The sequence below is a fragment of the uncultured Stenotrophomonas sp. genome, assembly GCF_945952405.1.
In the GTDB taxonomy this organism is placed as follows: domain Bacteria; phylum Pseudomonadota; class Gammaproteobacteria; order Xanthomonadales; family Xanthomonadaceae; genus Stenotrophomonas.
In genome coordinates, this window is the sequence record NZ_CAMFIA010000018.1 from 23,621 (window position 1) to 42,518 (window position 18,898).

The 18,898-nt window shown below is 68.7% G+C and carries 16 protein-coding genes; 7 read left to right on the forward strand and 9 right to left on the reverse strand.

All coding sequences use genetic code 11. From position 1 onward, the window contains the following. Positions 1 to 2: 2 nt before the first annotated feature. The 5 genes from Q0P60_RS16205 to Q0P60_RS16225 all read right to left on the reverse strand — a co-directional run bounded on the left by Q0P60_RS16205 (position 3) and on the right by Q0P60_RS16225 (position 5,034). Complete coding sequence (locus tag Q0P60_RS16205; RefSeq protein WP_294995758.1) at positions 3 to 1,412, reverse strand: DNA polymerase Y family protein; 1,410 nt, start codon at positions 1,410 to 1,412, stop codon at positions 3 to 5. A 9-nt stretch (positions 1,413 to 1,421) separates the two neighbouring features. Beyond that, positions 1,422 to 2,036: a translesion DNA synthesis-associated protein ImuA gene (imuA, locus tag Q0P60_RS16210; RefSeq protein ID WP_294995761.1), complete on the reverse strand. Its 615-nt coding sequence runs from the start codon at positions 2,034 to 2,036 to the stop codon at positions 1,422 to 1,424. Positions 2,037 to 2,342: 306 nt separating this feature from the next. Further along, on the reverse strand, positions 2,343 to 3,350 hold the full coding sequence (locus tag Q0P60_RS16215; protein WP_294995764.1) for a cyclase family protein: 1,008 nt from the start codon (positions 3,348 to 3,350) through the stop codon (positions 2,343 to 2,345). Further along, complete coding sequence (locus Q0P60_RS16220; protein ID WP_294995767.1) at positions 3,347 to 4,036, reverse strand: DsbA family protein; 690 nt, start codon at positions 4,034 to 4,036, stop codon at positions 3,347 to 3,349. The genes Q0P60_RS16215 and Q0P60_RS16220 overlap by 4 nt, the downstream gene beginning before the upstream one ends. Before the next feature lie 92 nt (positions 4,037 to 4,128). Continuing rightward, on the reverse strand, positions 4,129 to 5,034 hold the full coding sequence (locus Q0P60_RS16225) for a LysR family transcriptional regulator (protein ID WP_294995770.1): 906 nt from the start codon (positions 5,032 to 5,034) through the stop codon (positions 4,129 to 4,131). A gap of 267 nt (positions 5,035 to 5,301) precedes the next feature. Here Q0P60_RS16225 and Q0P60_RS16230 point away from each other — a divergent pair, with 267 nt between their 5' ends. Then, entirely contained in the window at positions 5,302 to 6,180 is an 879-nt protein-coding gene (locus Q0P60_RS16230; RefSeq protein ID WP_294995773.1) for a sterol desaturase family protein, read from the forward strand. Positions 6,181 to 6,188: 8 nt separating this feature from the next. Here Q0P60_RS16230 and Q0P60_RS16235 read toward each other — a convergent pair whose 3' ends face one another. Then, positions 6,189 to 6,893, reverse strand: a complete 705-nt coding sequence (locus Q0P60_RS16235) for an AraC family transcriptional regulator (RefSeq protein WP_345780338.1) — start codon at positions 6,891 to 6,893, stop codon at positions 6,189 to 6,191. An 80-nt stretch (positions 6,894 to 6,973) separates the two neighbouring features. After that, positions 6,974 to 7,408, reverse strand: a complete 435-nt coding sequence (locus Q0P60_RS16240) for a VOC family protein (protein WP_294995779.1) — start codon at positions 7,406 to 7,408, stop codon at positions 6,974 to 6,976. 337 nt (positions 7,409 to 7,745) lie between these two features. On the opposite strand from Q0P60_RS16240, the gene Q0P60_RS16245 reads away from it, so the two are divergent. Continuing rightward, positions 7,746 to 10,541, forward strand: coding sequence for a glycoside hydrolase family 3 C-terminal domain-containing protein (locus Q0P60_RS16245; protein WP_294995782.1), 2,796 nt, complete (start codon positions 7,746 to 7,748; stop codon positions 10,539 to 10,541). A 102-nt stretch (positions 10,542 to 10,643) separates the two neighbouring features. Here Q0P60_RS16245 and Q0P60_RS16250 read toward each other — a convergent pair whose 3' ends face one another. Then, positions 10,644 to 11,540, reverse strand: coding sequence for a LysR family transcriptional regulator (locus tag Q0P60_RS16250; RefSeq protein ID WP_294995785.1), 897 nt, complete (start codon positions 11,538 to 11,540; stop codon positions 10,644 to 10,646). A gap of 105 nt (positions 11,541 to 11,645) precedes the next feature. Here Q0P60_RS16250 and Q0P60_RS16255 point away from each other — a divergent pair, with 105 nt between their 5' ends. The 4 genes from Q0P60_RS16255 to Q0P60_RS16270 all read left to right on the forward strand — a co-directional run bounded on the left by Q0P60_RS16255 (position 11,646) and on the right by Q0P60_RS16270 (position 17,461). Then, positions 11,646 to 13,004, forward strand: a complete 1,359-nt coding sequence (locus Q0P60_RS16255) for an MFS transporter (RefSeq protein WP_294995788.1) — start codon at positions 11,646 to 11,648, stop codon at positions 13,002 to 13,004. After that, positions 13,004 to 13,390 (forward strand): DUF4440 domain-containing protein, encoded by a 387-nt coding sequence (locus Q0P60_RS16260; protein ID WP_294995791.1) that lies wholly within the window; start codon positions 13,004 to 13,006, stop codon positions 13,388 to 13,390. The genes Q0P60_RS16255 and Q0P60_RS16260 overlap by 1 nt, the downstream gene beginning before the upstream one ends. 184 nt (positions 13,391 to 13,574) lie before the next feature. Beyond that, complete coding sequence (locus Q0P60_RS16265) at positions 13,575 to 15,485, forward strand: CocE/NonD family hydrolase (protein WP_294995795.1); 1,911 nt, start codon at positions 13,575 to 13,577, stop codon at positions 15,483 to 15,485. A gap of 101 nt (positions 15,486 to 15,586) precedes the next feature. Next, positions 15,587 to 17,461: a hypothetical protein gene (locus Q0P60_RS16270; protein ID WP_294995798.1), complete on the forward strand. Its 1,875-nt coding sequence runs from the start codon at positions 15,587 to 15,589 to the stop codon at positions 17,459 to 17,461. 49 nt (positions 17,462 to 17,510) lie between these two features. Here Q0P60_RS16270 and Q0P60_RS16275 read toward each other — a convergent pair whose 3' ends face one another. Next, positions 17,511 to 18,464 carry an AraC family transcriptional regulator gene (locus Q0P60_RS16275; RefSeq protein WP_294995801.1) on the reverse strand — a complete coding sequence of 318 codons (954 nt, stop codon included), beginning with the start codon at positions 18,462 to 18,464 and terminating at the stop codon, positions 17,511 to 17,513. Between the two features lie 57 nt (positions 18,465 to 18,521). Here Q0P60_RS16275 and Q0P60_RS16280 point away from each other — a divergent pair, with 57 nt between their 5' ends. Continuing rightward, positions 18,522 to 18,782, forward strand: a complete 261-nt coding sequence (locus Q0P60_RS16280) for a hypothetical protein (RefSeq protein WP_294995804.1) — start codon at positions 18,522 to 18,524, stop codon at positions 18,780 to 18,782. Positions 18,783 to 18,898: the final 116 nt, after the last annotated feature.

The following is an 18,898-nucleotide window of genomic DNA, read 5'->3' on the forward strand; positions in this document are numbered from 1 at the left end:
ACTCAGCCGAACCAGCCGTGCAGCATCCACGGCGCATGCGGATCGTTGCGCGCACGGAATGCCCAGCCGCGCTGGCCGTGCGCGGTTTCCACCACGTAGTAGTCACGGCGCGCATCGGCCTGGTCCCACCAGCCCGATTCGATCCGCTCCGGTCCGGCGACGATGCGCAGGCGCGGATCACGCAGTGGCTGCGGCGTGTCCAGCAACCAGCCGGGGCGCAGTGGCCACCAGGCCGGCGGCCTGGCCGGTGGCTGGGTACCACTGGCGCGTTCGGGGCGATGGTCGGCCTGCACCGCCAGCGGCTGTACGGCGTCATCGCCCAGCCGCGCGCGCAGGCGCTCGCGCAGCTGGGTCCACGGCATGGCCTGCGCCGGCCGGGTGTCGAACAGGTCGCGGGCGGCGGGAACGAAGGGCGGCAGCTGCTCGGCCTGCAGGCGCAGTGCGCGGCTGCCGGCAGGAAGGGCGAAGGCCTCCATGCGGTTGCGCGCGATCTCGAACAGCAGCGTGGCATCGCGCTCGGGTGCCAGCAGGCCGATGGTCAGCACGCTGGGCGGCAGCAGGTCGTGCTCGAAATGCAGGTCGAAGCGCTGCACGCCGCCATCGCGCGAGCACAGGAAGGCGGCCAGGTCCAGCAGCAGGCGGCGCAGCGGGAACAGCAGGGCCTGGCTGGATTCGATCTCGTACTCGAATTCGATGCGCGCATCGAAACGATCCGGGGGTTGGTAGTAGCGCAGCGGCGCGCTGGGCAGGCCGCGCAGCGCATCCAGTTGCTGCAGCACGTCGGGGGCGAAACGCCGGGCCAGGCTGTCGCGCGGCAGGTCGAGCACCGCGCCCAGCGTGCGCAGGCCGGAGCGGCCAAGCACGGTCACCGCGTCGCTGGGCAGGCCGCAGCGCGGCAAGGGCAGCTGCGCCAGCACCGCCGGCAGCTGCTGCGCATCGATGCCGAGGCCGTCGTGCACGTTGGCCAGTACACGTGCGGCATGCGGCGTGGGGGCGGCGACCAGGCGGTGACGGAAGCCCAGTTCATGCAGTTCACCGCGCAGGCGCTGCTGGATCGTCAGCCAGTCACCGAACAGTGCGCGGCTGGCGCCGATCTCCAGCACCAGTGCATGCGGGAAATCCAGGCTGACCTGCGAACTGTAGGCATAGGCCCAGCTGGCCAGCAGCTGCCGGGTGTGCTGTTCGGCGTTGGGGTCGTAATCATGCAGGTGCAGGTCCTGCACCAGCACCTGCGCGGCCGACAGCAGCATGCCTGGGCGCAGCCCCGCGGCCCGGGCGGCGGGGCTGACCGCACGCAGCACGCGGCGCTGTGCCGGCCCCTGCAGCAGCACCAGCGGCCGCTGTGGGTCCGGTTGCAGGCGCAGCACGCTGTCCAGCGCCAGCTGCGGCAACAACAGGCAGGCCCAGTGCATGGCGCGGCCTCAGTGGGCGATGGCCAGCGGCAACGGCTGTGCCGGTGGCAGGCCGCCACGGCACTTCAGTACCCGCACCTGGCCAGGATCAAGCTGCAGGCGCAGGCTGGCCGGGGAGGGGTTGCGTGCCGCCTGTGCTTCGCGGAACACGAAGCCCAGGCACTGGCCGCTGTCGGCGGCCACCTGCAGCCGGCGCAGGGCCCGGTCGTCGGCCTGCTGGGGCCAGCACAGCACCGCCGCGCAGGCGGCAGAGCGCAGGCACTGTTCGGCGGCCCACAGTGCCTGCTTCGGCGCGGCCTGGATGATCTGCAGCCGCGCCAGGTCCAGCCCGGCTGCGGCCCAGGCCGGGGCATGCGGGGGGTAGGGCGGTGCGACCAGCACGATGGGACGCTCGCGCTGGCTGAGCCGGGCCAGGACGGGCCAGACCAGGGCGAGTTCGCCCACGCCCGGGGCCGCCTGCAGGACTTCGCACAGCCCGCTGGCCGGCCAGCCACCACCGGGCAGGCGCGCGTCCAGTGCCGGATGACCGCTGGCCAGGTGGTCGCTGGCCGGGCCCTGGCGGGCCGGGCCGCGCCATAGCTGGCGTCCGTCCAGCAGCCGGTCGAGGGCGACGACGGCGCCCATCAGCCGGTCCTCCAGGGGAGGCGCCGGGCGGGCTGAAGGCGGCAGGGATGGACGGAAACGGCTGGCATGGAGCGAGTATCGACAGGCCGGTATCAGGGGCTGAGACCGGACATGCTACTCGCCTTGTGAGTAGAATTACTAATAAAATTGCTGGCGCGGATTTCAGGTTGCTGAAGGGGTGGAGCCTCCACGCATGGCGCGGATCTACTTCCACGCCATGGGGGGACGGGGCGGAAAGGGAGCCGGGTGGATCCGCCCAGGCGTGGAGGCCTGGCAGGGTGCCGACCGGGGTCGGCACCTGGCCGGTTACCGGCGGACCGGCAATGCCACCGGGCGCAGCGGCGCGGCATCGCCACCGCGGATCTTCAACGGGCCGCCGATGAAGGCGAACTCATAGACCTTGTCGCGCGCCAGTTCATCCAGCGCCACCAGTTCGATGATCGGCGCGCCCTGCTGGGCCAGCAGGTAGGTGTGCAACGGCACATAGTCGTCGGAGACCTCGGAGGGGAAGGTCTCGAAGCTGAGGTTGTCGGCGCCGACGATCATCGCGCCGCTGTCCTCGACCAGGAAGCGTGCGGCGTCCAGGCCCATGCCCGGCGGGTTGGCCATGTACGCTCTGGGCTGTTCGAACAGGCGCATGCGGCCGGTGCGGATCAGCACGATGTCGCCCTGCTGCAGCTTCACCTGCTGGCGCGCCAGTGCATCCTTCAGGTCCTGGCGGGTGACGCGGTAGCTGTCCGGCAGCATGTCCACGCCCTTGGCGCCGGCCACGTCGATCAGCACGCCGCGTGCGATCAGCGGCGGGAACTTCTCGATGCCGGTGACATTCCAGCCACGGTCGCCGAGGTGCTTGTCGGCCTCGAAGCCGTTCCAGATCCTGCCGTGGATGCCGAAGTGGTTCAGTGCATCGATGTGGGTGCCGGTATGGCTGTACATCGAAAAGGCGGTGCCGGTGTAGCTGCGGGTGAGGTTCATGGTCTCGCCCACGCCCATCGGGTCGTCCATCACCGTGCCGCGCGGGGTATGGGTCATCCAGAACTGGTAGTGCGGGTCGCCGGCGTCCTGCCAGCTGGGCATGCCGACGTAGTACTCGGTGGCCAGGTCATAGGCCTTGCCGCCGCTGACCCGCGACAGGATTGCCGCGCGCGAGGCCTCGGTGATCAGGTTGAGGCGGCCGATCTCGTCCTTCGGCCCCCAGGGGCTGGTGCCGACCTGCTGGCCGGACGGAACGTGTTCGTGTGCGGAAACAGCGGTGGACGCGCCGGCGCCGGCCAGCAGCAGGGCCAGGGCGGTGGCCAGGGTACGTGGGGTCATGGGGAATCTCCTTGCAGGGTGGGGGACGGTGCGGCCGGGGCCGCGACCAGGGGCGCCAGGGCCTGGCGCAGTTGCGGCAGCGGCAGGGTCTGCAGGCGCAGGCCGTTGCCGCCAATGACGGTGGGAATGGAACGGATGCCGAGTGCGGCGGCTTCGGCACGGTCGGCCTGCACGCGCTGGCGTGCGGTGTCGCTGCGCATGCGGTCGGCGAACGCGCCACGCGGGTGGCCCAATGATTCGGCGATATCCAGCAGCACTTCGGCATCGCCGATGTTGCGGTGCTGGTGCAGGTGCGCCCATTGCACGGCATCGAACATCGCCGCATGGCCCTGGTTGCCAGCGGACAGTTCCGCGGCCTGGCAGGCCAGGGCGCCGAGCCAGCCGGAGGGATACTCGAAGTCCTGCGCGCGCATGCCTTCGATGTCGATGCGCGCGCTGTCCTCATGCGCGGCGCAGTCGGCCCAGTGGCGCAGGATGATCGCCTTGGCGCGCTCCATCGAGCCGAACACCTCGACCATCTGCGCGCGCGAGTCCTGCAGCACGAAGCTGCGATGGCGCACCTGGATGCCGAACTCGGCCGACACCTGCTGCAGGCGCGGGGCCAGCACGAAGCACCAGCCGCAGACCACGTCGTGGAAGAAATCGACCACCGGGGTGCCGGTGGCGGGGGAAGGAGCGGAAGACATCTGCCTGCCATCGGAGAGAAGGGAGGCGGCAGGTTAGGCAACGCGGTGCAGCCGAAACAGCAGGCCGCGGGCAGGTCAGTTTTCGCTGGCGGTTACGGATCCAGGCCAGCGCAGCCGGGCAGTTCGGCGTGCAGGAAGTCGATGAAGGCGCGTACCTTGGGCTGCAGGTGGCGCGAAGTCGGGTAGACCGCGTGCACGACGCGTGGCGGATAGCGGTGGTCGGGCAGCACCTGCTGCAGCTCGCCACGGGCCAATGCCGGCGCTGCCAGGAACGAGGGCAGGGCGCCGATGCCCAGGCCGGCCACCAGCAGGTCCCGCAGCAGCAGGCTGTTGTTGACGGTGGCACGCGCCGGCAGAGTGATCGTTACCTGGCCATCGGGGCCGAGCAGTGGCCAGCGACCGGGCGAGTCGGACAGGCTGTAGGCGAGCACGCTGTGCGCCTGCAGGTCGTCCACCACCTGCGGTGCCGGATGCTGCTGCAGATAGCCCGGCGCCGCACACAACACCTGCTGCAGCGACGCCAGCCGGCGTGCCACCAGCCGTGAGTCGTCCAGCTCGGCGCGCAGCCGCAACGACACATCGAAGCCTTCGCCGACCGCATCGAGCAGGCGGTCTTCCATCACCAGGTCCAGTGACAGCTGCGGATGCTGCTGCAGGAAACGCGGCAGCAGCGGCGACAGCGTGCTCAGCGCAAACGACTGCGGCGCGTTCACCCGCAGGCGCCCGGACACCTCGCCACGCTGTTCGGCAATGCCACGTTCCAGGGCATCCAGCTCGTCGAGCAGGCGGCAGCATTCGCGGTAATAGGCATGGCCGGTCTCGGTCAGGCTCATGCGCCGGGTGGTCCGCTGCAGCAGTACCACGCCCAGGTGGGTTTCCAGGGTGCGCAGCTGCTTGCTCAATCCGGCCGCCGACAGGCCCAGGTCTTCGGCGGCGCGGGCCAGCCCGCCGCGTTCGACGATGCGGCGGAAGGCGCGCATCAGGTTGAAGGAATCCATGCCGGTCTCTGCCGCGATGAGGTCGCCATTGTAGAGCCACGCCCTGCGCGCCGTAGCAGATCCACGCCCTGCATCCCGTGGTAGATCCACGCCATGCGTGGAGGGCGACGTAGCAGAACCACGCCATGCGTGGAGGGCGCGGCCGTGCCCACCCGGGCGGGCACCTGCCAATGGCGCGCAGGGTTGCGCCGTTTGTTCAAGCCGGCACCGCGCACAGCGCGCCAGCATGCAGGCCCCTCACATTCCGGGTTGCCCATGAAACACTGGATGCTCCGCCTGTATGCCCCGCTGTTCCTGCTGGGTTTCGTTGCCGCCGCCATCGGATGGGTCGGCTACCGCCATGCGGACCCGTTGTGGCTGCTGGCCTTGCTGGCGATCGCCATCGCGGTTTCGTTCGCTGCCGAACGCGCCTGGCCGTACGACCCGGCGTTCAACCACGACCAGGGCGACAGCCTGCGTGACACCCTGCATGCGCTGGTCAACGAAAGCCTGAACCTGCTGTCGATCGCGGCAGTGCCGCTGTTGGCGGCGATCATTCCGTGGCAGGCGTGGCCGCTGCAGTGGCCGTTCGCGCTGCAGGTGCTGCTGGCGATCGTCTGCGCCGATCTGGGCATCACCCTGGTGCACTACGCCAGCCATCGCATCGGCTGGTTGTGGCGGCTGCATGCGGTGCACCACAGCGTCACCCGCATGTACGGCTTCAACGGCCTGATGAAGCATCCGCTGCACCAGGCCGCCGAGGCGGTGGGTGGCGTGCTGCCGCTGCTGGCGCTGGGGCTGCCGATGCCGGTGGCGGCGGTACTGGCGTTTGCCATTGCCATCCAGCTGCTGCTGCAGCATTCCAATGTGGACATGCGCCCCGGCGTGCTGGGCCGGGTGATGGCGTGGGCACCGCTGCACCGCTTCCACCACATGCGCTACGGCAGCGCCGGCGACGTCAACTTCGGCCTGTTCCTGACGGTCTGGGATCACCTGCTGGGAACCGCCTTCGATGCGCCGGGCTACCGGCTGCAGCAACGCGACCTGGGCATCGGCAGCCAGCCGGACTATCCGCGCGACTATCCCGCGCAGTTGCTGGCGCCGTTCCGTGAACTGCCGCATGGCGAGGTGCCGGAGCTGCCGCAGGGGCTGCGCAGGCGGGAGTGACCGGCGTGTCAGGCCGTGTGCAGCTGCAGGCCCTGCAGCTGTGCCGCAGCGATGCCGAACATGCGGCGCAGGCTGCGTGAAAGATGGGCAAGGTCGGCGAATCCGGCCGCATGCGCGCTGTCAGTCAGGCTGTGCCCACGCAGATGATGCATCAGTGCGCTGCGCAGCCGTTGCCACAGCACCCAGCCGCGCAGGGTCACCGCCAGATCCGACTGGAAGCGCCGATGCAGCTGGCTGGTCGACAGATGCGCCGCCTCGGCGATGTCGTGGGCCGGCACCGGCCCCGGCAGATGCTGGGCGATACGGGTCAGCGCGGCCTGCACGCGGCGGTCCAGGGGCTGCGGCCGGCTCAGCCGTGGCAGCCAGGCGCGCAGTTCCAGCGCATTGCCCGGCAGTGCGTGCAGGTGCCGTTGGATCTGCCCGGGATCGGCATGCGCCGGTTCGACGAACACCGTACAGCCCGCCTGCGGCGCCGACAGGATCGCGTGTACCTGGAAGGACCGCAGCCACAACCGCTGGCCCTGCTGGCGCACGCCATCGATCTCGACCTGCCACGGCGCACCTTCGCTCAGCAGCAGCTGATGGGCGTAGTGCGCGTGTGCAGCGCTGCCGCCGGCATGGCCCTGCAGCACGGCCACGTGTGCATCCAGCAGCAGGGTGCCATTCCAGGGCGGGGCGGGGGAGGACATGGACGAATTGTAGATCCACGCCATGCGTGGATAGCGGTCATGCGGCGCTGGCTACAGGTCATCCGCGCATGGCGTGGGTCTGCCGGGAGTTGGCGCACGCCACCTCAGCGCCCGTGCGGGTCGGGCCGGTGATGCACGTACTCGACCACGGTGCCATCGGGATGCACCGCATTGAACGCTGCGCCGGTCGGCACGACCTGCAGCGGAAAGATGATCTCGGCGCCGGCGGCGACCAGTTTGTCGTGATAGGGCCGGACGTCATCGACCAGCAGCGTCCCGGTGGTCGAAGTGAAGGGGGCCAGCGCCGCTTCGCTGCCCTCGATCAGCAGGAACGCACCGACCATGGCCAGGCGCAGGCCGGCCTCCGGGAACGGGAAGCCCGCATCGGCCACCACCCCCTGCAACTGCTCGTAGAAGGCCACGCTGCGCTCCAGCTGGCCCGGCGCCACGAACACCCGGATCAGCACGCGCGGCGCACGCTGGCTGGACGTATCGCAGCGGTCACGCCAGAGATGGTCGAAGTCGCGGTGTACGGTCATGGGCTCGGTTCGTGGCCAGGGATCTCCATTATCGGCAGCCCTGTGCGGCCCGCTGATGACCGCCGGTGATGGGCTGATAACCGCAGGTCCGGATCGGTCCTGTGACTTAGGTCCTGTTGACAGGCGTGAACGCCCTCGCACAATCTTCACATGATGGGTCGCCCTGCGCGGCCCGGACAGGCAGGTTGTCACGCCGGGAGGAGGGTCCCGCGCGCAGACCGGCCCGTCCTTCGGCCTGCGGGACGTTGCCTGGCAACCCCTGCGCGGCATGAACGCTGCACCCTTCGGCGGCACTTTCCCTGGACCGATTGCCTTGGCAACGGAATTACGCCTGCCGATGAAAACGTTTACAAAGCCGCTTGCCCTGTCCCTTGCCCTGTCTGCTGCACTGGCCACCCCGGCCTGGGCCGACCCGGCGGCGTTCACTGTGCTGACCCTGGAGCAGGCGCCCGGCGCCGAGGCGATGCCGGCCCTGGCCGCCCAGTTGAAGACCCTGCAGGTGGATGCAGTGAGCGTTCGCCAGGTGCAGCGAGGCATCGGCCAGGTCGACCCGTTGCAGGTGCTGGCCGATGGCCTGGGGTACCACTACCGCTTCATCGCTGCGGGCGCGGATGACGGCCAGACCCAGCGTGGCCAGGCCGTGCTGACCCGGCTGCCGATCGCCGCCGAGTCCGGCCCGGACCAACCGGGCCTGAACTATCTGCGCCTGGACGATGGTCGCCACACCGTGGCGGTCTACACCGATGCCGGTGCAGGCGCGGCACGCCTGCCGGCGCTGGTCACGCGCTCGCGGCTGGGCGCACCGGCGGTGCTGCTCGGCGCGGTGGCCGGCGAATCGGCCAAGGCGGCGGGCTTCGACCCGGCGCGGGTGGCGCTGGAGGCCGACGCCAGCTACTTCAGCGATGGCTTCCAGGCCGCCAGCAGCGCACCGTTCAAGGTGGAAGGCAGCGCCCTGCGCGCCACGCTGCTGACCCTGGCCTACGCCGCCGACAGGCACGGCGATACGCCGTGGATGGACACCACCCTCAACGCCGATGCGCGCGCTGCGCTGCTGCTCAAGGCGATGACCGAGGATGAGAAATTCCAGATGCTGCACAGCTACTTCGGGCTGGGCAAGGACGGCGGTCCGCTGCCGGAAGGTGCGGTGGGTTCGGCCGGCTTCGTGCCAGGCGTGCCGCGGCTGGGCATTCCGTCGCAGCAGTCGGCCGATGCCGGCGTTGGCGTGACCAATCCGGGTGGCATCCGCCCGGGTGACTTCGCGACCGCGATGCCGTCCGGCCCGTCCACCGCATCGAGCTGGAACCCGCAGGTCGCCTTCGCCGGCGGTGCGACGATGGGGCGTGAGGCCTGGCAGCAGCGCTTCAACATCCTGCTGTCGGGCAGCGTCAACCTGCAACGTGATCCGCGCAACGGCCGCAATTTCGAGTACGCCGGTGAAGATCCGCTGCTGGCCGGTTCGATGGTCGGCGCGCTGATCCAGGGCGTGCAGAGCCAGCACGTGATCTCCTCGATGAAGCACTTCGCGCTGAACGACATGGAGACCCGCCGCAATTTCCACGACGTGCGCATCGGCGAGCAGGCCATGCACGAGTCGGACCTGCTGGCCTTCGAGATCGCGCTCGAGGCCGGCCGCCCGGGCGTGGCGATGTGCTCGTACAACAAGATCAACGGCACCTACGGCTGCGAGAACGGCTACCTGATGAACCAGGTGCTGAAGCAGGAATGGAAGTTCCCGGGTTTCGTGATGTCCGACTGGGGTGGCGTGCATAGCGGTTCGAAGGCGGCGCTGGCCGGCCTGGACCAGCAGTCGGCCGGTGAAGTGTTCGATGCGGCGGTGTTCTTCGATGAACCGCTGCGCCTGGCCGTGCATGGCGGGGTGGTGCCGCAGGCGCGTTTGAACGACATGGTGGCGCGCATCCTGCGCACGATGTTCCTGCACGGCAATTTCGACAATCCGCCGCAGCACCAGAAGGTCGATGCCGAGGCCGGGTTCGCCGTCGCCCAGCGCACGGTGGAAGAAGGCAGCGTGCTGCTGCGCAATGAAGGCAACCTGCTGCCGCTGGCCGACAGCGTCAAGCGCATCGTCATCATCGGCGGCCACGCCGACAAGGGCGTGATCGGTGGCGGTGGTTCGTCGATGGTGGGCGTGACTGCCAAGGGCACCAATGCCGTGCCGGGGGTGATGCCGACCACCTGGCCGGGCCCGGTGATCTTCCACCCGTCCTCGCCGCTGGAAGCACTGCGCGCCGCGCGTCCGGACGCGACCATCGACTATGTGGACGGGAGCGATGCGGCCGCTGCGGCCAAGGCGGCGGCGCAGGCCGACGTTGCCATCGTATTCGCCACCCAGTGGGCCGCCGAATCGGTGGACCTGCCGGACATGCAGTTGCCGGACAACCAGGACGCGCTGATCTCGGCGGTGGCCCGGGCCAATCCGAAGACCGTACTGGTGCTGGAAACCAACGGCCCGGTGCGGACCCCGTGGCTGGCGCAGGTGCCGGCGATGCTGCAGGCGTGGTATCCGGGCATCCGTGGCGGCGAAGGCATCGCCGCACTGCTGAGCGGCCAGGCCAACCCGTCCGGTCGCCTGCCGGTGACCTGGGTGGTGGACGAATCGCAGCTGCCGCGCCCGCACATCGACGGCCTCGGCTTCAAGCCGGCCAAGCCGTTCGGCGATGTCTTCGATTTCGATATCGAAGGCGCCAACGTCGGCTACAAGTGGATGGCGGCCAAGGGCCTGACCCCGACCTTCGCTTTCGGCCACGGCCTGTCCTACACCTCGTTCGCCTATGACAACCTGAAGGTGAGCGTGGAGGGTTCGCGCCTGGTCGCCAGCGTCGACATCCGCAACACCGGCAAGCGAGCCGGCGCCGATGTCGCCCAGCTGTACCTGAAGCTGCCGGCCGGCAGCACCACGCCGATCCGCCTGATCGGCTACGACAAGGTGAACCTGCAGCCGGGTGAGCAGCGCCGCATCCGCATCGAAGCCGAGCCGAAGACGCTGGCGCATTACGATGCCCGGGCCCGCCAGTGGAAGATCGACGGCGGCACCTACCAGGTGCAGCTGTCGCGCAATGCCGCCGAACCGCTGCAGAGCGTGGACGTGCAGCTGCTGGAGCAGGTTCTGCGCTGACGGCCCGCAACACGGCCCCGCACGGGGCCGTGCAAGAAAAAGGGGACGGAGGGGATTAAGTCGTTTATGCATATACGACTTAATCCCCTCCGTCCCCTTTTTTCAGGTGGCGAACCAGGTGTGCAGGAAGTCGATCAGCTGGCGCACCTTGGGGGACGGTTGGGTGCTGTGCGGATAGACCGCGTAGACGCTCTGCTGCGGGAAGCGGTGCTGGCGCAGGACCGGCCGCAGCCGGTCCTGGGCGAGGTCATCCTCGATCAGCCAGCGCGGCAGCACGGTGACGCCGGCACCGGCTACGGCGAAGGCGCGCAGGCTGCTGGCGCCGTCCACGCGCACCACCGCATTGCCGGGATTGGTGGCGAACAGGGCCTCGCTGCCGTCGGCGGCGATGACCGGTACATCGGCCAGGCGCGGATAACCGAGACGGGGCAGGGTACCGACCTGCACCGGATCATCGGCGGCGTCGGCGGACGCCAGGCGCGCCAGCAGCGCCGGTGCAGCGACCGCGCACAACGGGTGCCGCTCCAGCTCGCTGGCATGCAGCTGCGAATCCGGCAGGCGTCCCAGCCGGATCGCCAGGTCGAAGCGTTCGGGAATCAGGTCGGCCGGTGCCGGAGAGGTCGACAGGTGCAGCTGCAGGGCCGGATGCCGCGCCCGGAAGGCTTCCAGTGCCGCAATCAGGCGCAGCTGCGCGTATTCCGGCGTGGTGGTCAGGCGTAGTAAGCCCTGCAGCTGATGCTGGTCGCGGCGCGCCGCATCGATCGCTGCCTGCGCTGCGTCCAGGGCCTGCACGCAGTGCTGCAGGAACTGCTCGCCGGCCTCGGTCAGGGCCAGGTGGCGCGTACTGCGCAGCAGCAGGGTCACGCCCAGCTCCTGCTCCAGCCGTTTCAGGTTGAAGCTGACCACGGCGCGGCTCAGGCCAAGGCGGTCGGCGGCTGCAGTCAGGCTGCCCGCCTCGACCACGGCGCGGAAGATATCGAAGCGATCCAGGCTGACCACGGCGATCCATTGTCAAAACAGGTTTGACAGTGTTGCAGCTGACGTCGTGTTTTTCCAACAAGGCCGCACCGGCATGCTGGCCGCTTCCCTGCTGGAGTGCCGCCGATGCCGTCCCCCCGCCTGCGCCATGAGGCGATCTTCCTGCTGGTGTTCGCCCTGGACCTGGTCAACATGTTCATCGCCACGGTGGCCTATCCGGCGCTGGCGGCCGAGCTGCACGCCGATGTCGGCACCCTGGCCTGGGTCGGAACCGCCTACATGCTGGGCCTGAGCGTGGTGATTCCGCTGGCGCCGTGGCTGGCCGCGCGCTGTGGTGAGCGCCGCCTGCTGCTGCTGGCGTTGCTGCTGTTCGCGGCCTCTGCGGCGCTGGCCGGGGCGGCGCCGGGCATCGGCTGGCTGCTGGGCTGGCGGCTGCTGCAGGGGTTGGCCGGTGGCTTGCTCATTCCGGTGGCACAGGCCGCCGCATACCGGCACTGCACGCCCGACCAGCGCGGCGCGCTGACCCGGCGCATCCTGCTGGTGGCCCTGCTGGTGCCGGCATTGGCGCCCGCACTGGGCGGAGTGCTGGTGCAGTGGTTGTCCTGGCGCGGCGTACTCTGGGCCAGCCTGCCGTTGGCGCTGGTGGCGATCGGCCTGGTGCTGGCGTGGATGCCGGGGGACGGCGCACGCCGTGCACCGCGGCTGCACGCCTATGCGTTGTCCACCGCGATGGCGGCACTGGCCACGCTGCTGCTGGCGCTGACCTGGCTGGGCGAACCCGGCCACCGCAATGCAGGTGCGGCCCTGCTGTTGCTTGCCGCAGGCCTGGCGCTGGCACACCTTCGCCATGCGCGGCGGCAGCCGCAACCGCTGTTGCGCTGGTCATTGCTGTCGTATCGCGGACTGCGCCTGGCCATGCTGGTCTATCTGGCGGTACCGGGCGTGTTCATCGGCAGCCAGCTGGCCAGCACCCTGCAGCTGCACCAGGCCGGCTACAGCGCGGCGCGCATCGGTGCGCTGATGCTGCCGTGGGCACTGGCCTCCGCGCTGGCGATCACGGCCAGCCGCCGCCTGCTGGCCCGCTTCGGCCCGGCCACGGTGCTGCGTAGCGGGATGCTGCTGCAGGCCAGTGGCCTGCTGTTGATGGCGATGCTGCCCCAGCCGGTGTTCACGTTGGCGGCGCTGCTGTTCGCACTGATGGGGGCCGGTGGCAGCCTGTGCAGCAGCACCGCGCAGACCCTGGCGTTCCACGGCGTCGAGAGCGAGGTGCTGGGCGACGCCAGCGCGCTCTGGAACCTCAATCGCCAGCTCAGTTTCTGCCTGGGCACCGCCGCCATCGCGCTGCTGCTGGCCCTGGCCATGCAGTGGCTGCCGGCACGTGCGACCGGCGTGGCACTGGGCCTGGCCGCTGTGCTTACCCTGTTGCCGATGACGCTGCTGCGCCAGCCACACATGCTCACCCTTTCACGACCGGAGAACACCTGATGGACACCACCGCAGAACATGAAATCCACCACCTGCACGAACGGCTGCAGGCCTGGTTCCGCGCCGAGGTCGGCGCCGATGCACTGGATGATCTGATGGCGCATTTCTGCGCGGATTTCAGCATGGTCGGTATCGCCGGGCGCCGCCTGCAGCGCGAGGCGGTGCGGGCGTTGTTCGCGGGCGCACATGGCGCCCGGAAGGGGCTGCAGATCACGCTCGAGGACATGCAGGCGGTGGCGGCGCCGTTGCCGCTGGCGGTGCTGCGCTATCGCGAGGGCCAGGCCGTTGGCGCAGGGGCAACCGTGTGGCGGGAAGCATTGGCCGTGCTGCGCCAGGAACAGGGCCGCTGGCGTTGGCTGGCGCTGCATGAAGTGGCGGCAACCTGATCGGTAGTGCCGGCCGCTGGCCGGCAACCGTGCCGCGCGCCCGAGGGGGGATTCGCTTGCCAGCCGGCGGCCGCACATGTGCCATCAGTCCTGCCCGCATCCGCCGCAGAATGCAAAGCCCGCCCACACTTCACGGCACAGGGCAGGAGTAGGCTTGAGGCTTTCCTGCCGGGAGGGGTTGTCCATGCGTGTGCGTGCCGTTGCAGTAGCCATCGCCCTTTGCCTGTCCAGCAGCGTGCTGGCGGCCGATACACCGCCGATGACCCCGGACATCAGCGGCAAGCCCTTCGTCGCGCCGGATGTCGGCCGCGACTACGACAAGCGCGTGGTGATGGTGCCGATGCGTGATGGCACCCGCCTGTACACGGTGATCGTGGTGCCCAAGGGCGCCCGCAACGCGCCGATCCTGCTGACCCGCACCCCCTACGATGCCGCCGGCCGTGCCAGCCGCAGTGATTCGCCGCGCATGCGCGACCTGCTGCCACAGGGCGACGAGGTGTTCGTCGATGGCGGTTATATCCGCGTGTTCCAGGACATCCGCGGCAAGTACGGTTCCGAGGGCGATTACGTGATGACCCGGCCGCTGCGCGGGCCATTGAACACGACCCCGGTCGACCACGCCACCGACGCGTGGGACACCATCGACTGGCTGGTCAAGAACGTGCCGGAAAGCAACGGCAAGGTCGGCATGCTCGGCTCGTCGTATGAAGGCTTCACTGTGGTGATGGCGCTGACCGATCCGCATCCGGCGCTGAAGGTGGCTGCACCGCAGAGCCCGATGGTCGATGGCTGGATGGGCGACGACTGGCTCAACTATGGTGCGTTCCGCCAGGTCAACTTCAACTACTTCGCGATGCAGACCGAGAAGCGCGGCAAGGGCACGCCGCTGCCCAGCCTCGGCTACGACGACTACAGCACCTTCCTGCGCATCGGTTCGGCCGGTGACTACGCGCGTTTCACCGGTGTGGACCAGCTGACCTGGTGGAAGAAGCTGGTCGAGCACCCGGCCTATGACGGTTTCTGGCAGGGCCAGGCGCTGGACGCGGTGATGGCGAAAACACCGTTGAAGGTACCCACCATGTGGCTGCAGGGCCTGTGGGACCAGGAAGACATGTGGGGGGCCAACCACGCCTACCAGGCGATGGAAGGACGCGATGCCGGCAACAACCGCAACTACCTGGTGATGGGTCCCTGGCGGCACAGCCAGGTGAACTACAGCGGCAGCGAGCTGGGCGCACTGAAGTTCGACGGTGATACCGCGCTGCAGTTCCGCCGCGATGTACTCAAGCCGTTCTTCGACCAGTACCTGGTGGATGGCGCAGCGAAGGCCGATACGCCGCCGGTACTGATCTACAACACCGGCGAGAACCACTGGGATCGCCTGAAGGGCTGGCCGCGCAGCTGTGACAAGGGCTGCACTGCAAGCAGCAAGCCGCTGTACCTGCGCGCCGGCGGCAAGCTGGCGTTCCAGGCGCCGGCGGCAGGCGAGGGGGATTTCGAGGAATACGTGTCCGACCCGGCCAAGCCGGTGCCGTTCGTGCCGCGCCCGGTCCGCTTCGGTGACCGTGACATGTGGACGACGTGGCTGGTCAAGGACCAGCGTTTCGTCGATGGCCGGCCGGACGTGCTGACCTTCATCACCGAACCGCTGGCTGCACCGCTGCGCATTGGCGGCGCACCGGTGGTGCACCTGCAGGCTTCGACCAGCGGCACCGACAGTGACTGGGTGGTGAAGCTGATCGATGTATACCCGGACCAGGAGGCATCGACGCCGGAGATGGGCGGCTACGAGTTGCCGGTCTCGCTGGCGATCTTCCGCGGCCGTTACCGCGAGAGCTTCAGCGAGCCGAAGGCCCTGGCCGCCAACCAGGTGCTGCCCTACCGCTTCGACCTGCCCAATGCCAACCACACCTTCCAGAAGGGGCACCGGGTGATGGTGCAGGTGCAGTCCAGCCTGTTCCCGCTGTACGACCGCAACCCGCAGACCTACGTGCCGAACATCTACCTGGCCAGGCCGGGCGATTACCGGAAGGCCACGCAGCGGGTCTGGCACAGCGCGGCGCAGGCCAGCTACATCGATCTGCCGGTCTATTGAGGCAGGGTGCGTTGCGGTCCGCAGCATCGGCGGACCGCTGCCGCATTGCATCGATCGCCGTCATCGCATAGCGTGCAGCGCTGTTCTGGAGGATGTGCGCGATGACAAGGATGTGGCTCGGCTGCGTGATGCTGGCGGCGGAATCGGCAATGGCCGCTACGGGCAGTTTCGCACCCCGGCTGGAGGGGTTCGAACGCAGCGCGCTGATCGGCGTGGACGGTCGGTTGCGGGTGGCTCCGGGCCAGGTGGACCTGTATCCGCTGGGTGAGAATCGCTGGTACAGCACCGATTGGTTCAGGCGCGCAGCTGGTGGCCAGGTGCCGCCCTCGCGCTGGTACGACGATGACGGGCGCCTGCTGCATCAGTCGAATGGCCGCATCCGCTATGGTGATCGCCTGCAGGGCAGCCAGACGCTGTGGCATGTCGAGATGGGGGAGGCGCAGGGCCGCTACCTGGGCGCCGGCCTGGCCGATGCCCAGGGCAACGTGCATTTCGCGCCCATGCCCGAGCCTGGCCAGTGGAGCCTGCTGCCACCCGATCGGATCGTCTGGCAGGGACACGATCGCAGCACCCGGATCTTCGACCTGCACGGTCGCCAGGTGCTCAGCGTGACTGCACCCGAGATATGGGTTGGCGGGCCGTTCGCAGGCCGCCGCGCCTATGTGGTCTGTGCGGATGCCGAGGCGGCAGCCTGCCGCATCCAGGATGAAACGGGCTCGGTCCTGCTGAGCGGTCATTTCGATGATGCGCGGCCTGCGGGTGACAACGGCTGGTGGTTGCGCCAGCACGACACCTGGATGCGTGCCGATGCGGCGGGCCTGCGTGTCGGTCCGGCGCTGTACCAGGGGGCGGCGCTTTGGCCGCACTATCGTGCCGGCGCACGATTCGACGACCACCGTTCTGTTCCGCTGGAGGTGCAGCGGTATGCCAATGGCCTCGACAGCGATACGCCCGAGCGTGGATGGCTGCTGGAGGACGGGCGCTTCGTGGCGTTGCCGAAGCAGGTGAGGGGCACGATCGTGGACTATTGCCCGGGGCGCTGGCTGCTGCGCGGCGAGAATGGGGATGATGTCATCGTGGATGCGCAGGCGCGCGTGATCGGCAGTGCGCACTCGTTCGGCCTCAACACCCATCCGGTGTTTCCCTGGCGGCTGCGTATTGCCGACGGTGATCTGGGTGCCGCCATTCTCGACTGCGATGGCAAGGTGCTGTTCGAACGCGCGGAGGTGACCGGCTATGAGGCAGTGGACACCGGCGTGATGGCGACCCTGGCCGGCGAGGCCGGTCCGCGGTTATGGCTGGATGCGGATCTGAAGCCGCACCTGATGCCGCAGGGACTGCGGCTGCGGGAGCAGCACATCGCACCGCCGCTGCTGGTGCTGGAGGATGCCGAGGGACGCTCGCACCTTTACAACACCACCCTGGGCAGGGTGGTGGCGCCGGCGTTCGGATCGGTGGAGGTACTGGCCGCCGGCCACCTGATCTTCCTGCGCGATGGCCGCTACGGGATGATGCTGGCCGACGGCCGTGAAGTACTGCCACCGCTCCATGCCGAGATCCTTCCATTGTCCGCTGATCGCGTCTGGACGCGGCAGAGTGTCGGCCATGATGAAGCGTGGCAGACCCGGATCACGCTGTATGACGGCGACGCGAGCGTGCTTGCGCAGCGCACGTTCGCGTCGGCCGGGATCAGCCGCATCCCCGGAGCGGAAACCGGTGATCATGCGTCCGGCAGCGTCGAGCTGCGTTTCGAGCACGACGAAGCCGACGGCCAGTCCTATGGGGTTCAGCAGTGGCTGGATCGCGACGGCCAGGTACGGGCCAGCGCGGTGCACTGCAGGCCGCAGGAGGGCACGCGCGGGGATGGCAAGGGCGTGCTGCTGGGATCGGGCTGGCGCGTGGACAGTGATCCGCAGCATCCCTGCCGGTTGCCTGCAGGCGTCATGCAGGCGCTGCAGGGACGCGGCATGCGCTAGTGCGTTGCGCCGCGTCGGGCGCGCCGCGCCCGGCGCGGCGGCATGCCGCTCAACCGACCTTCGACGGACCGGTACGCCAGCGGCTGGGAACCAGGCCGAAGCGCTTGCGGAAGGCGGCCGCGAAGTTGCTGGGGTGGCGGTAGCCACTGGCGGCCGCGGCCTGCTCGACGGTCCAGCCGTCTTCGCGCAGGCCCTGCTCGGCATGGCGCATGCGCTGTTCGTGCAGGTAGTCGAACACCGAACACCCATACTGCTGGGCAAAATGCCGGCGCAGTGAGCTCGGACTCATGCAGGCCAGCTGCGCCAGCTCGACCAGGCTGTGGGCATGGCTGGGTTCATCGTGGAGATAGGCGCGCACGCGCTCCAGGCGCTCACGCTGGCCCGCGCGCAATGTGCGCACCTGGTCGGTCTGCAGGTCCTCGGCCTGCAGGCCGACGGCCAGCAGCTGCAGCGCGACGCCTTCGCGCCACAACGCATCGATACCGTCCTGCCAGGGGTTTTCGAACAGCTGGCCAAGCACCGGCAGCAAGGTGTGCGGGATCGCCCAGTGGCGGCATTCCAGGTGCGCATTGAGCGCGCGCTCCAGCTGCGGCAGCTGGAACAGGTCCGGGTCGATCTGGCCCGGAACCATCACGCTCACCCCGCGCATGCGGGTCTCGCCCGGATGCGCACCGGTCATCTCGATCTGCTCGCGATGGTGCGCGGTCATCGCGGTGCCGGCGCGCAGGGTGAAGCCGCCACGCCGGGGGATGCGTACATCCACCTGGCCCTGCAGCATCACGCGGATGGCCAGGCCGGGATTCTGCTGCGCGGTGGCGACATACGGGAATCGATTGTGGACGTCAGACGCGATCAGGCTCATGCCGCCGCGCAGGAACTGTTCGTTGACCTCGCCGTGGCCGGCCCACTGGTCGTCGCGCAGGTGTTCCGGATCGGCGCGGTAGTCAAAGCCATGACGGTGGCCGAAGCGGCGGTAGTCAGCAAAAGTGAAGTATCGGGACATTGCTCGGCACGTACGCAGGAGGTGGACACTGGCGGCACCTCGCCCATGTGCTCTGCAATGCAGATGCAGCTCCGATCGTTACCTGTGCAGACCCGCTGCGATGCGGTGGCGACGGCACTCTGGATGGCTGGGGAAACGCCAGATTGGAATGTTTGTGTCGAAGAAACTGGAAACGTTTCCCATTGTCGCCCTGATTCACCCGCATTTGATTCCAGGATGGTCAAAACAATTGGTCATTACGGCCAAATTGAATTTGCAGCCGAACATACGCCGGCGTTTTGCCCGCATATCCGTACGCAATTCCATACATCAACTTGAGTTGAGGTTTTATCAGTAGAACGATCAATGGCAGCAGCGCTGTCGGCCCGGTCGTCACGGCAGAAGGCGTAGCGTGACCGGTTGGCGGCGAAATGCCGCATGGCTCCCCCCACTGA

What these genes read in the sequence shown, in the direction of transcription:
- Q0P60_RS16205 (WP_294995758.1), bottom strand. Translation starts at nt 1,412, where the DNA reads ATGCACTGGGCCTGCCTGTTGTTGCCGCAGCTGGCGCTGGACAGCGTG.
- imuA (WP_294995761.1), bottom strand. Translation starts at nt 2,036, where the DNA reads ATGGGCGCCGTCGTCGCCCTCGACCGGCTGCTGGACGGACGCCAGCTA.
- Q0P60_RS16215 (WP_294995764.1), bottom strand. Translation starts at nt 3,350, where the DNA reads ATGACCCCACGTACCCTGGCCACCGCCCTGGCCCTGCTGCTGGCCGGC.
- Q0P60_RS16220 (WP_294995767.1), bottom strand. Translation starts at nt 4,036, where the DNA reads ATGTCTTCCGCTCCTTCCCCCGCCACCGGCACCCCGGTGGTCGATTTC.
- Q0P60_RS16225 (WP_294995770.1), bottom strand. Translation starts at nt 5,034, where the DNA reads ATGGATTCCTTCAACCTGATGCGCGCCTTCCGCCGCATCGTCGAACGC.
- Q0P60_RS16230 (WP_294995773.1), top strand. Translation starts at nt 5,302, where the DNA reads ATGCTCCGCCTGTATGCCCCGCTGTTCCTGCTGGGTTTCGTTGCCGCC.
- Q0P60_RS16235 (WP_345780338.1), bottom strand. Translation starts at nt 6,893, where the DNA reads ATGGCGTGGATCTACAATTCGTCCATGTCCTCCCCCGCCCCGCCCTGG.
- Q0P60_RS16240 (WP_294995779.1), bottom strand. Translation starts at nt 7,408, where the DNA reads ATGACCGTACACCGCGACTTCGACCATCTCTGGCGTGACCGCTGCGAT.
- Q0P60_RS16245 (WP_294995782.1), top strand. Translation starts at nt 7,746, where the DNA reads ATGAAAACGTTTACAAAGCCGCTTGCCCTGTCCCTTGCCCTGTCTGCT.
- Q0P60_RS16255 (WP_294995788.1), top strand. Translation starts at nt 11,646, where the DNA reads ATGCCGTCCCCCCGCCTGCGCCATGAGGCGATCTTCCTGCTGGTGTTC.
- Q0P60_RS16260 (WP_294995791.1), top strand. Translation starts at nt 13,004, where the DNA reads ATGGACACCACCGCAGAACATGAAATCCACCACCTGCACGAACGGCTG.
- Q0P60_RS16265 (WP_294995795.1), top strand. Translation starts at nt 13,575, where the DNA reads ATGCGTGTGCGTGCCGTTGCAGTAGCCATCGCCCTTTGCCTGTCCAGC.
- Q0P60_RS16270 (WP_294995798.1), top strand. Translation starts at nt 15,587, where the DNA reads ATGACAAGGATGTGGCTCGGCTGCGTGATGCTGGCGGCGGAATCGGCA.
- Q0P60_RS16275 (WP_294995801.1), bottom strand. Translation starts at nt 18,464, where the DNA reads ATGTCCCGATACTTCACTTTTGCTGACTACCGCCGCTTCGGCCACCGT.
- Q0P60_RS16280 (WP_294995804.1), top strand. Translation starts at nt 18,522, where the DNA reads ATGCAGATGCAGCTCCGATCGTTACCTGTGCAGACCCGCTGCGATGCG.